Below are 23,283 nucleotides of genomic sequence, written 5' to 3' on the forward strand. Positions count from 1 at the left end.
CAGAGACGCAGAGGCACGGAGAGGGAAAGGACGAAGGACTAATGGACGAATGCCGAATGAATGTCGAATGACCAAATCCCAATGACCAAACACGGCGGCTTTCCTTAGCCATTGGTGCTTGGCCATTCGTCATTCTTTCGTTATTCGTCATTTGAAATTAGACATTTACCGCTCCGTGCCTCCGTGTCTCCGTGGTAAAATAAAGTTCTTGAATCATGTCATCCGAAGAACTCTCATTCTCACCGGAAACGTTTAGCGGCACGGCGCGGTTGTTTCCGCTGCCCAATTTGGTGATGTTTCCGCACGTCATGCAGGCGCTGCATGTTTTCGAGCCACGCTATCGGGCGATGCTTGAGGAGGCGCTGGCCGACGACATGCTGTTTGCCCTGGCACAATTGTCTCCCGGATGGGAAGCCGATTATGAAGGCCGGCCGCCGGTGCATCCGGTCGCTTGCTTGTGCCGGGTGGCCACGCAGCATAAAACGGAGGAGGGAACGTACAATGTGCTAGTCTGGGGCATCAAGCGGATCAAAATTGCCCGCGAACTGCCGCCGGCCAAATTGTTTCGTGAAGCCGAGGTAACGCTTTTGGACGACGTGTATCCGGCGGAAAACGCTTCGCGCCGCAGCGGCTTGCAGCGCCGACTGGTGGCGGCTTTTCGCCGCATGCTTCCCAAGTTGCCGGTTTCGCAATCGCAGTTGGAGCCATTTTTGACCGACCAAATCAATTTGGGAATGTTGACCGATATTGTGGCTTATACGCTGAATTTAGATCAAAAAATTAAGGCCGAATTGTTGGCCCAGCCTCTTCCCGATTTGCGTGCCTTGCTACTATTAGAGTGTTTGACCAAGGGGAAGAAATCGACTCCGGGGTACATGTCGCGGGACCGTGATTTCCCTCCTGCGTTTAGCAGCAATTGAATTCGGAGCGTTCCAACTACCGTGTAATCAATTCTGTCGTTCCTTCTAACATTTCTCGAACCTCCCTTTACATTTTCCACCTATGCCTCCACGCTCAACCGATTCCGACATCTTTAACAGCACAATGGCATTGGAAGAAGACGAGGAATCTACCTCGCTTGCGTCCCGGCATGTCGACATGCGACGGATCGAACACGCCGTGCGCGAAATCCTGGCCGCCGTGGGGGAAGACCCCGATCGAGAAGGGCTCCGCGAAACACCCGCCCGGGTGGCGCGCATGTACGCGGAGCTGTTCAGCGGACTGCACGAAAATCCCCGGGCCCATTTGCAAAAATTCTTCACGCAGGAATACGACGAAGTGGTGCTGATCCGCGACATCGCTTTCAACAGCGTGTGCGAGCACCATATGCTGCCGTTCATGGGGCAAGCGCATGTGGCGTACATTCCCAATGGCCGCGTGATTGGCTTGAGCAAGCTGGCCCGCGTAGTGGAAGTGGTTTCCAAGCGGCCGCAGGTGCAGGAGCGCATGACCGAAGATATTGCGAACCTGCTGGTCGAGGAATTGGATGCCAAGGGGGTGGCCGTGGTCATTGAGGCCACGCACACGTGCATGACCATTCGCGGAGTCCGCAAGCCGGGCAGCGTGTGCGTAACGTCGGCGATGAAGGGCGTGTTTCGCTCCAATTTGTCCAGCCGCTCCGAAGTGATGACGCTGATTTACGGCGAACGGCGCTGATTTAAAGGCAGAAGGTAGAAAGCAGAAGGCAGACTGAATTCACCTTCCCGTTCTGCTGGCTGCTTTGTGCCTCCCCCGCTTCTGCCTTCAGCCTTCTGCCTTCCATGCTCATTCTTAGCCAATTTGTTCTCCGGCTGTCGCTGGGCTTGGCTTTTGCCATGGCGATTACGTCGCCCAAAAAAGTTACCAGCGGTTACTTTCGCAACCATGCCTACGTGCTGCTGGGCTTGAATGTGCTGGCGGTCTTGGCGGCGCTGGCTGACCAATCGCAATTATTGCTGGCCCCGCCGATTGTTGCTGCCGTAGCAAGTTATTTATGTGCCGCCGCGTGGCTCTATGAAAAGCCGAAGCTGGGAACAACATTATTAGTGCTGATTTTGTATTTTTCGTTCGTCGGCGCTTGTTCGGACCTACAAGTGCAACAAAGTGGATACGTTCAATCGTACCAAAACGTATTTTTTTTAGTGCCCGGCATGTTTTCGCATTTTATACTGCGACTTTTTATTTCCTTCTTCCTCGATCCACTGACGGCTGGCTTGCTTGTCGGCGGCACACTGGCGGCAATGTTTCTGGGGCATTGGTATCTCAACTCGCCGACGATGGAAATTGCTCCCTTGAAAAAATTGCTCAAGCTGATGGCCATCGCCGCCGTGGCGCGAGCTGCGGTTTGTCTGACGGCAATGCTGCTGATGCTGTGGCAAGGCCAGGAACTTTCCACGGTGCAAACGTGGTTGCTGGTGTTGCGCTGGACCGCCGGAATACTGGGCACGACGGCGCTCACGTGGATGGCGTGGGAAACTCTCAAAATTCCCAACACTCAAAGCTGCACAGGAATTTTGTATGTGGCGGTTTTAGCCACGTTTCTAGGAGAATTGACCAGCCTGCTACTGTCCGCCGGCACGGGTTATCCTCTATGATGAGTAAGGGATTAGGGATTCGAGAGTAGAGGGTAGGGTTACACGAACAAGACCAGCAATGGAAATCTTCCTCTACGCCCTACCCCCGCACCCCTGTCCCCTTTTTCGATGAACGTTACTTTCCCCTGCCCGAAGTGCGAGACGGCCTATTCAGCGGAAATTGCCCCGGGCACAACCGCCTTGACTTGCACGCACTGCGGCCAATCGCTGCAAATTCCGGCCGGCGCGATCGACGAACACGGCGGCGTGCATCGCTGCCTGGCTTGCCCCAGCGCCGATTTATTTGTCCGTAAAGATTTTCCGCAGCAATTGGGCGTGGCCATTGTCACCCTCGGCTTATTGGGCAGTTGCGTGGCCTGGGCCTACAGCATGCTGTATTGGACGTTCGCCATATTGTTCGCCACGGCCTTGGTCGACGTGATTTTGTATGTGTTTGTGCCCAACGCGCTGATGTGCTATCGCTGCGGCGCCATGTATCGGGGAACGGCCGATGTCGATCAGCATGCAGCGTTCAATTTAGAAACGCACGAGCGCTACCGGCAGCAGAAAATACGCTGGGCCCAACAGCAGGAAGCGGCCCGCCGATCGCAACCGGCAGGCAACCCAGCGCCGGGCGCAGGAAAATCAGCGGAGGCGCACGTTTAGCCCCAGCCAGACAGGCCAGCACACAGCGACATGGATCCGCAACGCCAAAGAATTCAAGAAGATTTGCGCGGCCTGGTCGCCGGCGACGTGCGCTGTGACGACGTGTTTCTGCAACTCTTTGCCAGTGACGCCAGCTTGTACGAGTTGAAGCCGCTGGCCGTTGTTCGCCCACGCAATACGGCCGATGTTTCGGCCGTGGTGAAATATGCCGCCCAGCAGCGCATTGCAATTCACGCTCGAGGGACGGGCACGGGCCTGGCCGGCGAATCGCTGGGAACTGGAATTGTCGTCGATTTCTCGCGCTACATGCGGCGAATCATTCGCACAGAAAGCGAAACGGTGCGCGTGCAGCCCGGCGTGGTGCTGGCGCTATTGAATCAGCATTTGCGCGCTTTCGAGCGCATTTTTGGGCCCGATCCGGCCAACAGCAACGTCACCACCATGGGCAGCGTCATTGCCGTTGATGCCTCCGGCAGCTACTGGCCGAAATACGGTTCGGCACGGCAACACGTCGTGAGTCTGCAAGTGGCGCTGGCCGACGGCACGGTGATGGAGTTGGGCCGGGAAGAATTGATCGACCATGCCGCCCCAGCCAGCGCGCCAGCCGCTGATCAAAGTGGCAACGGAGCGTCAGTAGCAACGGCGGAACCGCTTAGTCCTGTGGAATTACGCCGGCAGGAACTCGTGCAAAAGGTGTCCGAGCTTCTCCAGCGCAATTCACCATCGATTGCCGCGCGTCAGTCGAAATCGCTGGTCAACAGGTGTGGTTATCAATTGACCGATGTGTTAAGCCCCACGCATTTGCATTTGGCGCGCTTGTTATGCGGCTCCGAGGGGACGTTGGCCCTGGTGACCGAAGCGACCTTGGCCACCCAACCGCTGCCCACGGCCCGCGGCGCCGCGATGTTGTTCTTCGATCGCTTGGAAAACGCGGCGCTGGCTGTGCAGGAGATTTTGCCGTTCGAGCCGAGTGCTTGCGATCTATTGGATCGGCGTCATTTGAGCTTGGCGCGCGAGACCAGCCCGGAATACGAGGTTCTCATTCCGGCCGCGGCGGAAGCGTTGCTCTTGGTGGAATACTCCGGCGATGATGCGGCGCTGGTTCGCCAACGGTTGACAGCCACCGTCGATCGGGTGCGCCGCAAAACCCAATTGGCCTTTGATGCTCGGCAAGCGTTCGATTACGCCGAGGTCGATTTATATTGGCAGCTTGCTCGCCGCGTGGTGCCGACGCTGCACCGCTTAAAAGGAAGCGTGCGGCCGGTGCCCATTGTGGAAGACGTGGCGGTGCCGCCGGCGCAACTGCCCGAGTTTTTGGTGCGGCTGCAAAACACTCTGAAACGGCAACAAGTCACCGCGTCGCTGTATGGCCATGTCGGACACGGGCAGTTGCATCTGCGACCATTCATCGACTTGGCCAGCCCCGAAGACGTGCAAAAAATGGAAACGCTGGCCGCGGAATTGTATGCCGAAGTACTGGCCGTGGGGGGAACGATCAGCGGCGAGCATGGCGACGGCTACAGCCGCACGCCGTTTGTGCGCCAGCAGTATGGCGCCTTGTACGACGTATTTCGAGAGCTGAAGGCCGCGTTCGATCCGCTGGGAATTCTCAATCCCGGAAAAATTGTGACCGACGAGCCGGTGTCCATCACGCGCAATCTTCGCCCCGTCGGAAATTTAGCCGGCGGCAATGGAGCCATGGCCGCCACGGCTGCGACGGCTGCGAAGCCAGAAAAAGCGGGCCTGTCGGCCGAGGGCACAGCCGCGCCGGCGCCCTCCAAGGCTCCCGCCGATTCGCCGGCCACGCCTCGCTTGGTCGAATTGCATTTGAACTGGAATCGCCAGCAACTCCTGGACGAAGCCCAGCGCTGCAACGGCTGCGGCGCTTGCCGCTCGCAGCTTCCGGACGTGCGGATGTGTCCAATTTTCCGCGTATTGCCTGCCGAGGAGGCTTCGCCGCGCGCCAAGGCTAATTTGCTGCGCGCCATTTTCGACGGCCGGCTGGATGCCGATACCGACCACAGCGAGGAATACAAGGCTGTTGCCGATTTATGCGTGAACTGCCACCAATGCCGCTTGGAATGCCCGGCCGGCATCGATATTCCCAAATTGATGATCGAGGCCAAGGCTATGTACATCGACGCCAACGGCCTGCGGCCCGGCGAATGGCTGCTGGCGCGGTTCGACAAGCTTAGCAAGTGGGGAAGTAAATTCAGCCTCTTGGCAAATTGGGCCATCAGCAATCGGCCGGCTCGCTGGGTCATGGAAAAAACACTGGGCATTGCTCAAGGGCGCAAGCTCCCGCAATTTGCGCGGCGCAGCTTCGCGCGCCGAGCCGCTCGCCGCCGCCTGACACGCCCTACCCGCCGCACAGGCCGCAAAGTTTTGTATTTTGTCGACACTTATGCGAACTATCACGATCCGCAACTGGCCGACGCTTTGGTCGCGGTGATGGAGCATAATGGCGTCGCCGTTTATGTTCATCCCGACCAAAAGCCCAGCGGCATGGGTTTAATTACCATGGGATCGCTGGGCCCCGCCCGGCGGTTGGCCATGCACAACTTGCATTTGCTGGCCGAAGCGGTCCGCCAAGGTTATCACATTGTCGCAAGCGAACCCTCCACGGCGTTGTGCTTGACGCACGAATACTTGAACCTCATTGACGATGGTGATGCCCGCGCCGTCGCTGCCAACAGCAGCGACGCTTGCGCCTACTTATGGGCATTGCACCAGCAGGGCTTGCTGCAGCTCGATTTGAAGCCGCTGAACACGGTCGTCGGCTACCATCAACCGTGTCACATTCGAGCACTGGGGGTTGGCTCGCCGAGCGAAAACCTGCTTAAGCTAATTCCCGGGTTGAGCGTACAATGCATCGATCGCGGCTGCTCCGGCATGGCCGGCCTGTGGGGGTTAAAACGCGAAAATTACCGCACCAGCCTGCGCGCCGGCTGGGGATTGATTTCGCGCCTCCGGGATCCAGGCTTGCAAATCGGCGCCACCGAATGCAGTTGCTGCAAAATTCAAATGGAGCAAGGCACGCCCAAGCCCACGATTCACCCGCTCAAGCTGTTGGCTTTGTCGTACGGATTGATGCCCGAAATTTCGCAACTATTAACTAAGCGCGCCGAGGAGTTGGTGGTTACGTGAAAGTTCGCGTTCAACTTTTCGCCGTGGCGCGGCAATGGGCCCAGGCAGATTCCCTGGAAGTTGAAGTGCCCCTGCCGGCAACCGTGGCCGATTTGCGACAAGCGCTGTTGGCTCGGGTGCCTGGCCTGGCTCAATTTGGTCCACAATTACGCTTTGCCGTAAATGCCAATTACGCCGACGATTCCACACCCATTCCGGCCGACGCCCAGGTAGCATGTATCCCGCCCGTCAGCGGCGGATAGAATGAAGTTGTGGGCGGTAATTCAGCATTTCTCCTGTAAACAAATCGAGTTCTTTTCAAAACACACCCTTTCAAATCGATAACACACCTAATCAGTTTTGACCGCCGTGATCGAACTCACACCAAACACCATTGACACTTCTGCCCTGCTGGACCGTGTGCAATCGCCGGCAGCCGGAGCCGTGGTGTTGTTCCTAGGCACGGCGCGGGAAATGACCGGCGGCCGCCGCACCGCTTCGCTCGATTACGAATGCTATCCGGAAATGGCCGAGAGCAAGCTGGCGGAGCTTGAAGCCGAAGCTCGCCGACGCTGGCCCATTACCGAGTGCTGCGTGATTCATCGGCTGGGACACTTGCAGCCGGGTGAAGCCAGCGTTGCTGTGGCCATAAGCACGCCGCATCGCAGCGATGCTTTCGCTGCGGCTCGTTGGCTGATCGACACCATCAAAACCGAAGTGCCCATTTGGAAGCGCGAAAACTGGTCCGACGGAACGGCCGAATGGGTGCATCCACCCCTAACCCCTAATCCCTAATCCCTAGCCCCTAGCCACTCCCCTTCCCATGCTCGTTGATTCCTTCGGCCGAATTCATAACAGCTTGCGCATCAGCGTGACCGATCGCTGCAATCTACGCTGCTTTTATTGCATGCCGATGGAAAATGTCCAGTTTCTGCCGCGCGAAGAATTACTCACCTTCGAAGAAATTACGCGGTTTGTCCAAGCGCTGGTGAAGCTGGGAATCGACAAATTGCGATTGACCGGCGGCGAACCGCTACTGCGCAATGAATTGCCCACGCTGGTGAAAATGCTGGCCTCCGTTCCGGGCATCCGCGATATTGCCCTGACAACCAACGGCCTGCTGCTCACGGAGCAAGCTGGCGCGCTGCGTGCCGCCGGATTGCAGCGATTGAACATCAGCTTGGATGCGCTTTCCGAAGCCGCCTTCCAGCAAATCGCTCGTCGCAAGGGTTTACAGCGCGTGCTGGATGGAATTTACGCCGCTCAGCAGGCGGGCTTTCGCAACATCCGGTTGAATGCAGTTTCCATTCGCGGCATCACGGAGGAAGAAATTGTGCCGCTGGCCTGTTTTGCCCGGCAACAGAAATTGGAATTGAGATTCATCGAATACATGCCGCTGGATGCGGAACATCACTGGAACCACGACCAATTACTCAGCGGCGCGGAAGTGCGCGAAATCATCGAGCGTGAAGTCGGCAATTTGGAGCCGTTGCCGGTGGTCGATCCAAGTCAGCCTGCCACCGATTTTCGCTATGTCGATGAAGGCGGCCGGGTCGGCTTCATCAATCCCGTGTCGGAACCGTTTTGTGGTTCCTGCAATCGATTGCGGCTAACCGCCGAGGGACAAGTGCGCAACTGCTTGTTCTCTACAATTGAATGGGATGCCCGCGCGCTACTGCGCCGCGGCGCGGGGGACGAAGAATTGGTCGCTTTAGTGGCCGCCTGCGTGCAAGCCAAGAAGCCAGGCCACGGCATCGACACGCCCGATTTTGTTCAGCCCCAGCGTGCCATGTACCAAATCGGCGGCTAAAGGAATCGCAAAAGCCGAAAAGGCCAGACCAAAGGTTAGCCGCGAATAAATGCGAACAAACGCAAATCTGAAAGACAAACACCGAACCAGGCAACGGTAAATGTTTTGTTCTGCCGACTCAATCTTCATTTGCGTTCATACGCGTTCATTTGCGGCCATTTCTTGCCGGCTGGGTGTCTCCGTGTCTCCGTGGTGAAAATTAGCCGATGCCTCGCATTTACCTCGACAATGCTGCCACCAGTTGGCCCAAGCCGGGAGCGGTGTATGCCGCGGTGGAACATTATTTGCGGGAAAATGGCGCGCCCGCGGGTCGTAGCGGGTATTCCCAAGCGATGGAAGTCGAAGCAACCATTTCGGCAGCTCGCATGGCGGTAGCTCGTCTGATTGGAGCTACGAGCGCGCAACAAATTATCTTCACCACCAACGGCACGGAAGCCTTAAATTTCGCAATTCATGGATTGCTCCGCCGCGGCGATCACGCCATTTGCACCGCCGCCGATCATAATTCTGTGCTGCGCCCATTGCGATACTTGGAAGCACAAGGTGAAATCGCAGTCACCCGGGTGCCGTGCAATTCGGTCGGCCTGGTCGATCCCGATGAAATTCGCCGCGCGCTGCGAACCAACACTCGGCTGGTGGTCACCACCCATGCTTCCAATGTCACCGGCGTGATTGAGCCTGTCGCTGAAATTGGCCGCATGGTTCGTGAGCATGGCGCACGATTTTTGGTAGACGCTGCACAAACGGTGGGACATTTGCCTGTGGCGGTCGATGAGCTCCATGCTGATTTGCTCGCTGCCCCGGCCCACAAGGGTTTATTGGGACCGTTGGGAACAGGGTTTTTGTATATTCGACCCGGGTTGGAAAACGAATTGCAGACAATCCGCCAAGGCGGCACCGGCACCCGCAGCCACGAAGATCGCCAGCCGGAAACGCTCCCCGACAAGTTCGAAACCGGAAATCACAACGTTCCCGGCCTGGTAGGCTTAGCGGCCGCCTTACGCTGGCTACAGCAGCAAGGCATACAGAGCATCTGGCAGCACGAACAACAGCTTACCGCTCGGCTGCGCGATGGTTTGCGCCAAATTCACGGAGTCACCCTGCACGGCATTAGCGCTCTGGCATGTTCACCAGCCGCCAACATGGCGGTCACAGAGAAAGCGGGAACTTCCATGGACTCTCCGCCAGCGGTGGGCGTTGTCAGCATCTCGATCGCCGGCTATGATCCGCAAGAAGCGGCGGCAGCCTTGGATGCCAATTTTGGCGTGCAAGTTCGCGCCGGATTGCATTGTGCGCCGTTAATTCACCAAGCCATGAACACCCTGCAAAACGGAGGAACCGTGCGCTTTAGCGTGGGCCCGTTCACCACGCCGCATGAAATTGAGATTGCCATTGGCGCCGTCGCCCAACTCGCCCGAGCAAATTAACGGCCCGTTTCGCTTTCCGGAATCCTTCCCTGGTTGAATCTTTCACGATTTCCTGACGCAGCATCGACCTGCATTCATCCTTTCGCCATGCCACAAGCTCCCTGGTTTCAAAATGGCCTCCGCTTTCAGTGCACCCAATGCGGCGATTGCTGCACGGGAACGCCAGGCTATGTGTGGGTGACTGAGGATGAAATTGCGGCGCTAGCAAAAGTTGTCGGGCTGGCCGCTGATGACTTTGAGGCCCGGTATGTGCGTCGAGTTGGGTCGCGCAAAAGCCTGCTCGAATACGATAACGGCGACTGCGTTTTTTTCGACAGCCAAGCTCGCAAGTGCAAAGTTTACCAAGCTCGGCCCCGCCAGTGCCGCACCTGGCCCTTCTGGGACTCCAATATTCGGTCGCCGCAGGCCTGGAAGGAAACTTGCCAGGTTTGTCCGGGAAGTGGCAAAGGGAAACTGTACAGCGTGGAAGAGGTGCTGGCGCAATCGGCGGTCATCAAAATTTGATGTCTCCCGCCGGCGCAAAGTTTGCCGATTTTTCAAATTCTTCCCATTCGGTAAAGTTTGGCGGTTGAAACGTCGATACTACAGGCCGACCAGCGCAGTCTATCTGCGCTGAGACGAAGCGTGTCGTCGCTAGCCATTAATATTCTTAAGTTCATTATTAGTAATGACTTATGGAATACATATCGCCGGCGGGTTCACTGTTTCGCCGTAAGTTCTTTGAAAATTTGAAGTTAATCGCAATCATCCTCAAGCGATTCATGACCAAGTGGCAGATGTTTGTCGCCGTAACTTGTTACTGACAGTGTCGCAAAATCGAAAAGATAGCTTGACACTAGTACTTACGCCACCTACACTTGGAGCGTGACATGGGCGGGTCGAACTGGCTTGTCAAGCCTTCGACTTTACGTCTCGTTAGAGGAGAATTTTCGCCGTGACCAAAAAAGAGATCGTAAAGACCATCTCCGAGGAGATTGGCCTGACGCAACTCAAAACGAAGGAAATTGTCCAAAAAACCTTCGATGCCATCGTGGAAACCTTGGTCGAAGAACGCCGCATCGAGCTGCGGAATTTTGGCGTGTTCGAGGTGAAGCAGCGTGCCGCTCGTAAGGCCCGCAACCCGCGCACCGGTGAAAAAGTCTTTGTGCCGGAAAAGTTTGTCGTGACATTTAAGCCCGGCAAGGAGATGGAAGAGAAGGTTCGGCAACTGGAGCGACAAGCAGCCGAAGCACGGGCCAAAGCAGCGGGGCACCAGGTTAGCGACGGTTCGACGGTCGCCCCAACCGCCGGCACCCCACCAGCTTACGGAATGCAAGGCAGCGGCTAATCACGCCACGGAACTCGATAACCCAGAAAACTGCTTTCTCCGCTGTCACACACGGAACGGATACCGACTTATCGCCACGCCTACCCAGAGGCGGTAAACAACTGCCGATCGCCAGATTCCGGTAATTTGACCTCGGCGCGTAACACCAGAATAAGTAACCTTGCTCGCCCAAACGCAGCCAGCGACTCATCTTCCGGCTGCGAGAGCAAGCTCATCACAAATCATTTCGAAACGGTTTGGCGGAGATAAACAAATCAGTTAGTGCACCGGCGCGTTCGTGCCCTGCACTGACCGTTGGCTGGCAAAAGCCAGTCGACGATATATCACGCACGGAAACACTCAGGTATTTACCATCCCCGCAAGGGATTGCGGCGCATGCCATTCAGGAAGGAACCTGTGATGCGTAGGCTTATTTTTGCAACCGTAGCCGGGCTGGCAATTTCCAGCGCCACCGGCTGCCTCATACCGATGTACTCGGCCGATCCGTCGCGCCGGGCCGGCGAATTGCTGAATACATCGGAAGATTTGCGCCAAGCGCTCGACGAATGGGAACGAATCTGGTTCCTCGATCAGCCGTCGCATATGACCCTCTACCGCACTCACGGCGGCATCCTGTAATTCGCTACACCCGCATCGCAAGCACATTCACGCAGTTGACGGCAGTTGGGCCGCAGCATTCAGAACAAAGTCGATTGAACGCCGCAGGGCAGCCAGCCTGTGCGGCGTTTTTTTTTGCGCGCAATTGCGGTAAGCTGCTAAGCCCAGAGCGTTTGATTCGCATCCACACCTTTAGCTTGTTCGCTTTTGTCCGCTCCCCCGCCATCCGTCGATCTTTCCGTTCGCTTGGGGCGTCTGACGCTTCCCAATCCGATTCTCACCGCCTCGGGCACATTCGGCTATGCGCGCGAAATGGCTGGCTTGGTCGATTTGAAGCGGCTGGGCGGAATTATTCCCAAAACCATTACCCGCCTTCCCCGACCGGGCAATGCCCCGTGGCGAACCATCGAAACGCCAGCGGGCATGCTGAATTCCATCGGGCTAGATAACGACGGGCAGGAAGCATTCATCGAACACCATTTGCCTTATTTGACGACGATTGGCGCGCCCATCATCGTAAGCATCGCAGGAAGCACCTTGGATGAATTCGTCGAAATGGCTCGCCGCATGGAAGGGCTCGCTGGCGTGGCAGCCCTGGAACTAAACATTTCCTGCCCGAACGTCAGTCACGGGGTCGATTTGGGCGTCGATCCCGAGATGTGCCGCCGCGTGGTGGCCGGCTGCAAAGCGGCATGCGGGCTTCCGATCATCGCCAAGCTAACACCCAATGTGACAGATATTACGGTCGTTGCTCGAGCTGCTGCCGAGGGGGGGGCCGACGCCATTTCGGCCATTAATACCGCGCTGGGCATGGCGGTGGACTGGAAGCGCCGCCGCCCGATGCTGGGCAACGTGATGGGGGGCCTCAGCGGACCGGCTATCAAGCCGCTGGCACTACGCTGCGTGCATCAAATTTCGCGGGCCGTTGATACGCCGATTATCGGCATCGGCGGGATTGCCACCATCGACGATGTGATGGAGTTTTTGGTTGCCGGCGCAACTGCAGTGCAAATTGGGACGGCAAACTTCTATAATCCGACCGTAACGATGCAACTGCTAAATGCCCTGCCGGCGGCGTTGAACCAACTGGGGGCTAAATCTGTCTCGGAAATCATCGGAACAATCAAAACTTAACCAAGCTCAATTCAACTCTAGTCTCTAAGCCTTTAGCCCCTACTCCCTAGCCCCTTTCTCCCATGCGCGTTCTTTCCGGCATCCAACCGACCGGCCGATTTCATTGGGGCAATTACTTCGGCGCCATCCGGCAGTACATCGATCTGCAGAACGAAGATGCCGCTTATTATTTCATTGCCAATTTGCACGCGCTGAACCAAGTGCGCGATCCGCAGCAATTACGGCAGCTAACGCTCGATGCCGCCATTGATTTACTTGCGCTGGGATTGAATCCCGACAAAGCGGTGTTGTTTCTTCAGTCCGATGTGCCGGAAGTGACGCAACTGACATGGCTACTTTTGACCGGTACGCCGATGGGCCTGCTGGAGCGCTGCCACGCCTATAAAGATAAAATCGCCAAAGGGCTGTCGGCTGATGCGGGCTTGTTCGCGTACCCTGTCTTAATGGCCGCCGACATTTTGTCCTACGATTCCGATACGGTTCCCGTCGGCGCCGACCAAATCCAGCACATCGAAGTGTGCCGCGACCTTGCCGCCAGCTTCAACCATCACTTCGGCCAAACGTTCGTCATGCCCAAAGCCAAGGTTTTGGATCACTCGGCGAAAGTGCCGGGCATCGACGGCGAAAAAATGTCGAAAAGTTATAACAATACGCTGGAGCTGTTCGAAGATGCCAAAGCGCAGCGAAAGAAAATCATGCGCATTGTGACCGACTCGCGCCCCATGGAGCAGCCGAAAGACCCAGACTCCGACCATTTATTTCAATTGTTCTCGCTGGTCGCCAGTGAAGCAGAGCGTGAGGAAATGGCGGCGCTATATCGTAAAGGCGGATTTGGCTACGGCGAAGTGAAAAAGGCTCTGGCCGACGCTGCCGAACGGTTTTTTGCCGAGCCCCGCGCACGCCGGGCAGATTTAGCCGCCCAGCCCAAACGAGTTTGGGAAATACTGGCCGATGGCGCTAGCCGGGCTCGCAAAAAAGCGGCCGAAGTTTTAGCCCGCGCCGAAAAGGCCTGCGGCGTAAAGGGGTAAGCCGTGAGCATCTCGATCGACAGCGGCAACCATGCTGACGTGACGCCGCACCACGGGACTACAATCGCGCTGTGGATTGCTACCGTAATCATGTTGTCGGCGGCGTTGGCTCGCATTGCGGTGTGGTTGCAGAATGCAAATTTTGCCCCGGTGGGATTATTCCCGTTGATGCTTGGCTTTGCCTTCGGTCTGAGCGCGGCCCTTGCCGCCGCTTACCTGGGACTGCACGGTCGCGGGCTGATCACCGGCGGCGTAATCATTTCGGCTTTCGTCCTGGTCGCTGCGGAACATGGTTTTTTTTATCTCGACTATCGACACCAATACCAGGCGAAAGTCGATCACGACGTGCAAAGCAACGTGATTTTGCAGCAGTATTTTAAGAACATGCTCGATGATTTTCGCGTCAAGCCGCCGACATTTTCTGAGTTCATGGCCGCAGAAGCCTCGACAAAATGGCTCTTGTGGATTGTCGACGGAGCCGCCATGATCGCGGTAGCGGCCGTCGTGGCGTGGTTGATGGCGCCCCGCGCTCACCTGCCGGCTCGCGGCTAACGCATTACTCACCGAATGTGTAGCGACGATGGCCGAATGCTCACAGCATCCGGACCGGACGGCGGGCCACCCGGCTATTTGAACACAGCCGTCCGGCTATTTGAACGCGCTTCATCGGACCGAGGCTTGCTCTAAACTGACACTTAACATTCGCCTTCATCCCTCGACTCTTTGCTTCCATGTCCATCTTCGGCATCGGCACCGATATTGTAGAATGCCTGCGCATCGCTCAAATGATCGAGCGGCATGGGGAGCTGTTCATCGCTCGGGTTTACACGCCGCACGAAATCGAATATTGCCAAAACCGCAAGCAAGCCACGCAGCATTTTGCCGGCCGATGGGCGGCAAAAGAGGCCGTGCTTAAAGCCCTGGGCACCGGTTGGCGGCGTGGCATTAGTTGGCGCGACGTGGAAGTTCACAACTTGCGGTCCGGATCGCCCACCGTAGCAATGCATGGCGGAGCCCGAGAATTTATGGATCAGGCGGGCGTGACGAACGTCATGATTAGCATTTCTCACTGCCGCAGCCATGCCACGGCATACGCTCTTGCGCTGGGCGGCGAGAAAATGGCTGACGGCGCCAAATAGCCGGCCAGTGAAGCACGAATGACCAAGCACCTATGACCCATAAGAAAGTCGGCGAGCAATATCTCATTGGTCATTGGGATTTGGTCATTGGTCCTTCTCGACCTTTACGCCGATTTCGATGCCACAGCCCGCCGCGACTTCCCTCCACTGGGCTTGGCTTTACTTTCCTTCGCTCCGCCGCTTTTGGCTGCGTTTGACTTTCCGCCGCGGCGCGCGCCCCGTTTCTGCGATGGACCAGCGGCCGCCCGTTCGGCCAATAGCCGCAGTGCAAACTCGAAGGTTACCTCTTCCGGCGTGGTATTTTTCGGCACCGAGGCGTTGGTAACGCCGTCGGTCACATATTGGCCGTAGCGGCCGTCGAGCAATTGCACCGGATTTTTGGTGACCGGCGAAGGATCGAACACCTTCAGCGGTTCCTTCTTGGCGCCAAAGCCGCGCCGCTGAGCCTTGGGTTGCTTGAGCAGCTCCAGCGCCTCGTTGAAAGTGACCTCTAGCGGCGAAACGCCTGCCGGCAAGGAGCGTGTTTCCTCGCCGCACTTAATGTATGGTCCAAACCGGCCGTTGAATGCGGTTACGGTTTGACCGTTTTCCGGATGCGTTCCCAAATTGCGCGGCAGGCTCAGCAGCTTAAGCGCCGTGGCCAGATCGATGTTCTCCAGCGCCATGCCTTTGAGCAGCGAGGCATTTTGGGGCTTCTCTTCGTCATCGGGCGTGCCCCGTTGAATATACGGTCCGAAGCGGCCCACTTTCAAAAATACCGGCTTGCCGGTTTCCGGACAAACGCCCAACGGCTCTTCCGCTTGCGAGGCGTGCGAGAATAGCTCGCGGCATTTTTCCAGCGTAAGCTCTTCCGGCGCCAGCCCCTCGGGCAACGATGCCCGTTGCTCTCCTTGCTCGATGAACGGACCATAGCGGCCCACGCGCACATAAAGGGGCGGCTCGCCTTTTGGTTCCGACAACAACACCCGGCTGACATCGCGGGCGTCGATTTCGTCGATTTTTTTGTCCAAATGTTTTTTCAACCCCGGTTGGCCGTTGCCGAAATAAAACTTTCGCAAGTAATCTGCCTGGGCTTGCTCGCCGCGACTAATGGCATCCAAATCGTCTTCCATTTGTGCCGTGAAGCCATAATCGACTAATTCCTGCAGGTGCTTTTCCAACAACTGCGTGACTGCGAAGGCCGTCCAGGTGGGCACCAGGGCGCCCCCCTTCTTAAACACGTAGTTGCGCGCTTGAATGGTGTCGATGATGGTGGCGTACGTGCTGGGTCGACCAATGCCCAACTCTTCTAGCGCCCGGGTAAGCGCGGCTTCGCTGAAACGCCCCGAGGGTTGCGTGGTGTGGCTTTTCGGCTCCAAGCCATTGCCGGCCAATTGCAATTTCTCTCCTTGTTCCAACGAGGGCAGAACCGCTTCTCGATCGGCCAATTCCGCCTCCGGATCGTCGGAGCCTTCCACATAGGCCCGCAAGTAACCGGGGAATTCGATCGTCTTGCCCGCCGCGGTAAATTCCGCGCCGCCGCCGGCAATGGTGACAGTAATGCGTTGGCCGCGGCAATCGACCATTTGGCTGGCCATGGTCCGCTTCCAGATCAAATCGTACAGCTTGAACTCGTCGGGGTTGAGGCCGGCACGCAATTGCTCGGGAAAATCGAACGGGCTGCCGGCGGGGCGAATGGCCTCGTGCGCTTCCTGGGCATTTTTCACTTTGGTCGCATACACGCGCGGGCTTTGCGGCAGATATTCCGCGCCGTATTGCGAAGCCACTAATGACCGCGCCGTTTCGATGGCCACGCTGGCCAAGTTGGTTGAGTCGGTGCGCATGTACGTGATGTGGCCGTTTTCGTACAAGCTTTGCGCCCCCTGCATGGTGCGGCGGGCCGTAAAGCCCAACTTGCGATTGGCTTCCTGCTGCAGCGTGCTGGTGGTAAACGGCGGATAAGGCTTGGACGTGTACGGTTTCACTTCCAGCGAAGCAACGCGAAACTCTGCGCCGCGCAATCGCTGGGCAAGTTCCTGCGTCTCTTTCTCATCCAGCTGCAGCAGGCCGGAATCTTTTAATTTTCCGGTGGCAGAGTCGAAATCTTTTCCAGCCGGAATTTGCTTACCGTTGACCGCAATCAACGTGGCCGCAAATTGCGTTTTGGCAGCATTGGCGAATGTGGCCAGCAAGTCCCAGTACGTGGCGGAATGAAATGCCATCCGCTGCCGTTCCCGCTCCACAATTAACCTCACGGCCACGCTTTGCACCCGGCCGGCGGAGAGCTTGGGCCGCACCTTGCGCCATAACAGCGGCGATACTTCGTAACCATACAGCCGATCCAAAATGCGGCGCGTTTCCTGGGCCCGGACCAGGTCTTGATCAATATCGCGCGGATGCTGCAGCGCCTCCTGAATGGCGCCTTTGGTAATTTCGTGAAACACGAGCCGGTGGACAGGAACCTTTGGCTGCAGCACTTCGTTCAGGTGCCAACTAATGGCTTCCCCTTCACGGTCTTCGTCCGTCGCTAGATATAGGTCTTTCGCGTCTTTGACCAGGCTGCGAAGTTTTTTGACGTGAGCCGTTTTGCCATGCGGGATAACATAAAGCGGATCAAAATTTTTCTCCACATTCACGCCCAGCCGCGACCAGGCCTGGTCCTTAAATTCAGCCGGAATCTCCTTGGCGCCCTGCGGCAAATCGCGAATGTGCCCAATGCTGGCCTCAACGGTGAAGTCGCGGCCCAGGAACTTGCTGATGGTGCGGGCCTTCGCAGGCGATTCAACAATCACCAAACTCTTTGCGCCGGCTTTGGGGGTTTTTTTCGCCATAAATACCGAGGTGAATGGATGTTAAAGCTGTTCGTCTGGGAAGTATGGGATATTTGCCAGCACGATTTTTTAATTCTTAACGATCTACCACAAAACTATGTGATGATTGGACTTGCACGCTTCTATTTGTCGAAAATACCTGGAAACTTCTCGATTTTTACCCTGCAATCGTTACGACCGGACCTAGCGCCGGTTCGGATCACTGTCAGCGGATTCTATGCCGCCGGCCGGCTTCCGCCTATGCGTTGTCGCCAAACACCGAGCGTTTTTTTTGCGCGAAACTAAAATCAAAACAACCACTGCACACGCGCCGCTTCGCTTGACTGGGATTGCATTTACGTCATGTAGCGCTACAATCGGCGTCTCCGAAATTGAATCTTTGGTATTCCGCTGCAGCCTTAATCGCATACAACCCGGGCACGTTGGTTGTCAAGCCATCTTTGCCTTTCGACCAGAACCAACGCCCCCGCGTAAACAAGGATATTGGGCGAAATGAAGCGCCCGCGCGGCTTCCTTTTAGGAACACCCTATGGCCAGTCCGTTTCGCACGTTTCGCAAAAATCAGAAGGCTTGGATGGTCGTGTTGACCATCCTCAGCATGTTTGCCTTCGTCGTTTTGGGTTCCTCCGGCCGCATGGGCAGCGCGCTGGGCAAGCGCGAAGATCCCGAAATTTTTACGTGGGATTTTGGGACCGTTCATCGCAGCGATTTAAATTATCGCAAAACGGTTTTGCATGCGTTAAATCAATTTCTGTTAGCTGCCTGCACGCAAGCCGGACTAACGCCGCAGCAGGCTGCCCAATACCAAATTCCCATCACGGAACAGAACATGGTTGCGACCATGTTGCTCGATAAAAAGGCCGAGCAAATGGGAATTGTCGTCAGCGACGCCGTCGCCAACAGCTACATTAACACTCTCACCGAGAACAAGCTGAGTCCACAGGAATTGGCCAACATCGTTCGGAATGTATCGCAGCACTACGATGGCATTGGTCAGAGCCAACTGTTCGATGCGCTGCGAATGCAAATGGCTGCAAATTATGCCCAGCGGGCTTTCAGTCCGCTTTTGAATCGCATCCAGCAGTTCGGCCAGGGCATGCAGTTTGCCGTCTTCCACGGCGATACTCCTGGCGACCGCTGGGATTACTTCTGCCGCTTAAACCGCAAAGTAACGGCGCAATTTCTGCCGGTGGCGGTGAATAAATTTGTGGATCAAATTCCTGATCCCAGCCCGGAACAACTGAAAAGCTTTTACGAGCAATACAAAACCGCCGAGCCCGATCCGAACAGCCCCAACCCTGGTTTCCGTCAGCCGTTCAAAGCGAAGTTCCAGTACATCAAGGCAGATTACGAGCAACTGCTGGCTGCCGAATCGCCGAAAATTACGCAGCAGGAAATTAAAGATTATTACGACAATCACCAGGAAGAATTCAAAAAGACCAAGCTCCCCGAACTGCCCGGCGATAAAGAATCGACCGAGGGCCCGTCCGAAAGCAAAGCAGGCGAAAAAGCCGCCGGAGGAACAAAAACCGACGAGGTGAAATCGAAATCGGGCGAGACGAAATCGACCGATTCCAAAGCGAGCGACGCAAAATCTTCTGATTCCAAATCAAGTGCCGCCAAATCCGACGCTGGCAAATCGGGCAGCACAAAATCGAGCGATTCGAAATCGGGCGATTTGAAAGGCGGCGCGAAGGGAGATCAAAAAACGGGCGGCGCCAAGAGTGACGCCAAATCTTCCGACGCCAAAAAATCGGACAGCCAGAAAAAATCGGACGATCAAACGAAGTCAGGGAGCGATAAGCAATCGAGCGTTTTCCCTGCGGCTTCGCCCGCCGGAAAATTAACGATGACGACCTCGCTAAACGGCGAGCAGTTAGCGCTGGCCGATGCTCCGCCTGCCACGCAAGGCCCGGCCACACAAGCCCCGGCGACCCAACCGCCAGCAGCCAAATCGTCGGTCCCCGCTGCTGCCGACGCCAAAGCGCCTGCGGCAAAATCAGCCGCTGCCCCGTCGACCGCAAAATCTCCTATTGCGAAGTCTGCCGACGCCAAATCGGCCGGTGGCAAGACGGATGCAAAGTCCACAGACGCCAAATCATCGGACGCGAAAACGGCGGATACTAAGTCCACGGATGCTAAATCCTCTGCCGCCCACGCAGCGGAAGGAAAGACCCCGGCTGCCGAGCCGCCTGTCGAATACGATCCGCTCGATAAAGTTGCCGACACCATTCGCAATCGGCTGGCGCAACAACAGGTCGATAAGCAGGTTGACGATGCCTTCTCCGCCATTGAATCGCAAATTCTGCAGTACAACCGCGGCCTGGAAACCTATCGGGCGGCAGTGAGTCGCGGCAACAAAACGGCCAAAAAGCCGGAACCGCCCGACCTTACAGCATTAGCCAAGCCCTACGGATTGGAAGCCAAAGAAACCGACCTGGTTTCAATCCTGGATGCGTACAATCACACCGATTTGGGCAAATCGCGCCGTTCGCTGGTGGCTGGCGATTACACCGCGCCCTCGTTTGTGCAACTGGCCTATCAACTCGATTCCAGCGGTCAGCCGATGTTGGCCATCTTTCAACCGCAGCGCAGCGACGACAACGACAACAACCGCTACCTGTGGTGGAAAATTGCCGACGAAACTGCTCGCACGCCGACGCTGGAAGAGATTAAGCCGGAAGTCACTTTGCGCTGGAAAATGGTTCAAGCGCGCAAGCCGGCATTGGCCAAAGCCAACGAAGACGCTGCCGAAGCCCGCAAACTCAAAGAAACTTTGAAGGAAGCCTTCGGCTCCGCGCCCGATAATGGCTTAGTTACCGCCGGGCCGTTCAGTTGGCTCACGCAACCGGTCGGACAACTCTTCGGGGCGCCCCGACTCACGCAAGTATCCGGCCTGGAGCAAGTGGGCTTCGATTTTATGAAAAGCGTGTTCACATTGAAAACCAGCGAAACCGGAGTGGCCGCCAACGAACCGCAAACCATTTATTACGTGGTGCAAATCGAAAGCGAAGAACCCACGCTGGACGCGCTCCATGAGGAATTCCTGACTAAAATGTCCAACGACATGTCAGTCATTCCTTACGCCTACGTGGGCGCCCAAGAAAATGGCGGTCTGATGACCGCCTGGTTTAAGGAAGTGCAGAACGAATTCGGCTACCAGCTGGCGCCCGGCGAAACGCTATCCGAAAGCCGCAGTGCCGCTGCGGAAGATTAAGCTCTCTGGACCCGTTGCCTACGCGCCATGGCTTCCTCGTCACGAGTTTTAAAATCGCGGGAGCTTCCTCAGGCATTACGTTTAGCGCAAGCCGGTCGCCGCCGCGAAGCCATTGTGCTACTGCGCGAACTCTCCCAGCAGCACCCCACAGACGCCTTGGTTTGGTTCCATTTGGGCGCCATGCTCGATGCCAGCGGAAAAATGCGCGAAGCCATTCCCTGTTATTTGCGGGCCTTGCGGCTGAATCCGCGGCATCCGCAGCATTACGAAATGTGCCTGTACCTGTGCAGTTCGTATCGTAAAACGGATCGTCCGGTGGCCGCGCGGCGCTGGCTCAACCAAGCAAAAACATTCCATCGCGACACCTCGCTCCAGCGCAGGCTGGAACGCTTGCTAAATTCTGGACGGTCATAAAACCAACGCGCCGATAATTTTGGTGGTCGCCTAATATGAAAAAATGCAGGCGTCTGTCTCCAGACGCCTGCTGTTTTCTCGAACAAAAGCGGCTGTGGACAGCCGTCGCTACATTGCCGAGCGGCCAAATTAGGCGACCATCATTTTTTAATCCAGGCCGATCAAATGCTTCACGGTCTCGACGACCGTTTTACGCCGCTTGACGCGCCGAGTACGCCGCTTTTTGACGTTCGCCTTAACGCGGACGGTCGCTTTCTTGATCGCTTTGCCGCGAGCTTCCTGCCTTGCCGCCCGGCGTTTCATTGCACGCTTCTTGGCCATGGTTAATCCTTTGAATTGAAGTGAACTATTTTGTGCCAGCTTGTTGCCACAATATACAATGGGCCTTTTGGAAGACAAGCGCCGCTGTGGCCAGCTTCTGTCTGAAGACCCCATTTATACAAGCGAGCGGTAGTGATGCATTTTGAAGTGAACTACATTGGGTGGCCGGGGGTCGAGTGCCGCCGAGCCCCCCGGAATGCTACCCGCTGGGGGCTCCTTTCGGTCGACCCCAGCCACCCTGCGGAAGCAAAGTGCATCCACGACCGCGAGCTGCCAATCGTTGCCTGCGGCACACTATGTGCAGGGCAGTAGTGGGGGGCGTGTAATTTTCTAAAACGATTCGCCTATCAGCGATTCATCTTCCAGGAGGAAACATCATGGCTATGCAGAATCAAGCTCAACCCACCAAGGAAGCCCAAAAAACTAAGCGTCCGGACGACCAAGGAGAAATGAATAAAACCGGTCACGAGAAGCAAAATTCCGGTCAAAACCAAGGTCAGGAATATGGCCAAAACCAGGGACAAAAGCCCATGCGGAATCCGGACGAGCAAAACAAAAATCGCGATGAGGGGAACCAACCTCGACGCGAAGAAAAAACTCACAGCGAGCAAGGCAAATCTTGTGGCTCCTGAGTAAATGCGCTCGTCAGAAACTGCTACTTTTTATGCCAGCGTGATCGACCGTCGATCGCGCTGGTGTTTTTGTTTTTCTTGAGTGTTCGCCACCGGCAAAATCTCTTGGCCATTCAGTCTGGCGGCGTTGCTTTGTAGTATCCAAGGCTGCTCTGTTGTGCTGGTCGGCAGTGGCAACCGTGCGACCGGTTTGCTATACTTCCGGGGGGATTGATCAAAATCGGCTACTGGCAGGTAAGGAGTTTCCATGCACTGGCGGCTGCGAATGGCCTGCGTCACGGTATTGTCAGCCAGCAGCGCGTCAGCCTGCGCAGTGCTGCTGGGCGGCCCGGCACAGGCCGACGACCAAAAAACCGGCGGCTTCGAAACGACCTTCACGGAGCGCAGTCCGCAGAGCGAATTGAAGGCGCTGGCCAAGCGATTGAAGCTGCTCAACCCGGGCGACAAAATCGAGAGCCTGCAGGATTACGATTTATCGAAGGAAGGCTGGTGGGTTTACGTGCCGGAAAAGTACGATCCGGCCAAGCCGATGGGCCTGCTGGTGCTGGCGCTGTACAAACACGCCGATTCGCTGCCGCCGGCAGTTTTGCCGCAACTGGCCGACGCCAATATGGCGCTGATTGTGCCGAAGGAGTATTTAGATGCCTGGTGGAAGCGGGCCGGCCTGATGCTCGATGCCGCCTACAACATGCCAAAGCTGTACAAAATCGATCCCAAGCGCGTGTACATTTTTGGCAGCAACGACTGGGCCGACGCCGACGGCAAGATGTACTGCGTTGGCCTCCGCACTGGTTTGTTCTATCCCGAGGTATTCACTGGAATATTCTTATCCAACGGTCTGCAGTCGTACCGGCAGGTGAAAGCGACCGGGAATTCTTTCTACCAGGCGCAAATCCCCAAGCCAGATGGAGCGCAACTGCAACTGGCGCGCAACCATCCGTTCGTGGTCGGAAGATTTGACAACCCGGAGGACACAGCCACCGCGGCGGCATACAAAGCCGACGGATTCAAATACGGCAAAGTCATTCCGGTGACCACGGAGCAGTATCACTATCCGAATTTCACCACCGACTGGCTCCCCGA

The 23,283-nt window shown here is 56.6% G+C and carries 22 protein-coding genes; 20 read left to right on the forward strand and 2 right to left on the reverse strand.

Annotated features, from left to right (window positions below; all coding sequences use genetic code 11):
* Positions 1–215: 215 nt before the first annotated feature.
* From VFE46_13245 to acpS, 16 genes are all read left to right on the forward strand, one after another.
* The gene (locus tag VFE46_13245) at positions 216–920 is read left to right on the forward strand and encodes an LON peptidase substrate-binding domain-containing protein (GenBank protein HZZ28960.1); all 705 of its coding nucleotides are present in this window, start codon (positions 216–218) and stop codon (positions 918–920) included.
* A gap of 178 nt (positions 921–1,098) precedes the next feature.
* The gene (gene folE, locus VFE46_13250; protein HZZ28961.1) at positions 1,099–1,656 is read left to right on the forward strand and encodes a GTP cyclohydrolase I FolE; all 558 of its coding nucleotides are present in this window, start codon (positions 1,099–1,101) and stop codon (positions 1,654–1,656) included.
* Positions 1,657–1,760: 104 nt separating this feature from the next.
* Positions 1,761–2,573: a hypothetical protein gene (locus VFE46_13255; GenBank protein HZZ28962.1), complete on the forward strand. Its 813-nt coding sequence runs from the start codon at positions 1,761–1,763 to the stop codon at positions 2,571–2,573.
* Positions 2,574–2,681: 108 nt separating this feature from the next.
* A complete protein-coding gene (locus VFE46_13260) occupies positions 2,682–3,218 on the forward strand; it encodes a hypothetical protein (protein ID HZZ28963.1) in 537 nt (178 codons plus the stop codon).
* A gap of 30 nt (positions 3,219–3,248) precedes the next feature.
* Complete coding sequence (locus VFE46_13265; protein ID HZZ28964.1) at positions 3,249–6,365, forward strand: anaerobic glycerol-3-phosphate dehydrogenase subunit C; 3,117 nt, start codon at positions 3,249–3,251, stop codon at positions 6,363–6,365.
* Entirely contained in the window at positions 6,362–6,607 is a 246-nt protein-coding gene (locus VFE46_13270) for a MoaD/ThiS family protein (protein ID HZZ28965.1), read from the forward strand. The genes VFE46_13265 and VFE46_13270 overlap by 4 nt, the downstream gene beginning before the upstream one ends.
* Before the next feature lie 106 nt (positions 6,608–6,713).
* On the forward strand, positions 6,714–7,139 hold the full coding sequence (locus tag VFE46_13275; GenBank protein HZZ28966.1) for a molybdenum cofactor biosynthesis protein MoaE: 426 nt from the start codon (positions 6,714–6,716) through the stop codon (positions 7,137–7,139).
* 28 nt (positions 7,140–7,167) lie between these two features.
* The gene (moaA, locus tag VFE46_13280; GenBank protein ID HZZ28967.1) at positions 7,168–8,154 is read left to right on the forward strand and encodes a GTP 3',8-cyclase MoaA; all 987 of its coding nucleotides are present in this window, start codon (positions 7,168–7,170) and stop codon (positions 8,152–8,154) included.
* 206 nt (positions 8,155–8,360) lie between these two features.
* Positions 8,361–9,581: an aminotransferase class V-fold PLP-dependent enzyme gene (locus VFE46_13285; protein ID HZZ28968.1), complete on the forward strand. Its 1,221-nt coding sequence runs from the start codon at positions 8,361–8,363 to the stop codon at positions 9,579–9,581.
* A gap of 87 nt (positions 9,582–9,668) precedes the next feature.
* Positions 9,669–10,085: a YkgJ family cysteine cluster protein gene (locus VFE46_13290; GenBank protein HZZ28969.1), complete on the forward strand. Its 417-nt coding sequence runs from the start codon at positions 9,669–9,671 to the stop codon at positions 10,083–10,085.
* 430 nt (positions 10,086–10,515) lie between these two features.
* Positions 10,516–10,908, forward strand: a complete 393-nt coding sequence (locus tag VFE46_13295; GenBank protein HZZ28970.1) for an HU family DNA-binding protein — start codon at positions 10,516–10,518, stop codon at positions 10,906–10,908.
* A 399-nt stretch (positions 10,909–11,307) separates the two neighbouring features.
* Positions 11,308–11,526, forward strand: a complete 219-nt coding sequence (locus VFE46_13300) for a hypothetical protein (GenBank protein ID HZZ28971.1) — start codon at positions 11,308–11,310, stop codon at positions 11,524–11,526.
* A gap of 186 nt (positions 11,527–11,712) precedes the next feature.
* Positions 11,713–12,639: a dihydroorotate dehydrogenase gene (locus tag VFE46_13305; protein HZZ28972.1), complete on the forward strand. Its 927-nt coding sequence runs from the start codon at positions 11,713–11,715 to the stop codon at positions 12,637–12,639.
* A 62-nt stretch (positions 12,640–12,701) separates the two neighbouring features.
* Positions 12,702–13,667 (forward strand): tryptophan--tRNA ligase, encoded by a 966-nt coding sequence (gene trpS / locus VFE46_13310; protein HZZ28973.1) that lies wholly within the window; start codon positions 12,702–12,704, stop codon positions 13,665–13,667.
* 3 nt (positions 13,668–13,670) lie between these two features.
* Positions 13,671–14,219 carry a hypothetical protein gene (locus VFE46_13315; GenBank protein HZZ28974.1) on the forward strand — a complete coding sequence of 183 codons (549 nt, stop codon included), beginning with the start codon at positions 13,671–13,673 and terminating at the stop codon, positions 14,217–14,219.
* Between the two features lie 179 nt (positions 14,220–14,398).
* Positions 14,399–14,806, forward strand: coding sequence for a holo-ACP synthase (acpS, locus tag VFE46_13320; GenBank protein HZZ28975.1), 408 nt, complete (start codon positions 14,399–14,401; stop codon positions 14,804–14,806).
* 104 nt (positions 14,807–14,910) lie between these two features.
* Here acpS and topA read toward each other — a convergent pair whose 3' ends face one another.
* Positions 14,911–17,616: a type I DNA topoisomerase gene (topA, locus tag VFE46_13325; protein ID HZZ28976.1), complete on the reverse strand. Its 2,706-nt coding sequence runs from the start codon at positions 17,614–17,616 to the stop codon at positions 14,911–14,913.
* Positions 17,617–18,145: 529 nt separating this feature from the next.
* On the opposite strand from topA, the gene VFE46_13330 reads away from it, so the two are divergent.
* Entirely contained in the window at positions 18,146–20,833 is a 2,688-nt protein-coding gene (locus tag VFE46_13330; GenBank protein ID HZZ28977.1) for a hypothetical protein, read from the forward strand.
* A 27-nt stretch (positions 20,834–20,860) separates the two neighbouring features.
* The gene (locus VFE46_13335) at positions 20,861–21,247 is read left to right on the forward strand and encodes a tetratricopeptide repeat protein (protein HZZ28978.1); all 387 of its coding nucleotides are present in this window, start codon (positions 20,861–20,863) and stop codon (positions 21,245–21,247) included.
* A gap of 147 nt (positions 21,248–21,394) precedes the next feature.
* On the opposite strand, the gene VFE46_13340 is transcribed toward VFE46_13335, so the two are convergent.
* On the reverse strand, positions 21,395–21,568 hold the full coding sequence (locus VFE46_13340; GenBank protein HZZ28979.1) for a hypothetical protein: 174 nt from the start codon (positions 21,566–21,568) through the stop codon (positions 21,395–21,397).
* Positions 21,569–21,945: 377 nt separating this feature from the next.
* Here VFE46_13340 and VFE46_13345 point away from each other — a divergent pair, with 377 nt between their 5' ends.
* Both VFE46_13345 and VFE46_13350 read left to right on the forward strand, forming a co-directional pair.
* Positions 21,946–22,200, forward strand: a complete 255-nt coding sequence (locus tag VFE46_13345; protein HZZ28980.1) for a hypothetical protein — start codon at positions 21,946–21,948, stop codon at positions 22,198–22,200.
* A 247-nt stretch (positions 22,201–22,447) separates the two neighbouring features.
* Positions 22,448–23,283 (forward strand): hypothetical protein (locus VFE46_13350; protein ID HZZ28981.1); only part of this gene is annotated, 836 nt, incomplete at its 3' end.

It is taken from the genome of Pirellulales bacterium (genome assembly GCA_035656635.1).
GTDB lineage: Bacteria > Planctomycetota > Planctomycetia > Pirellulales > JADZDJ01 > DATJYL01.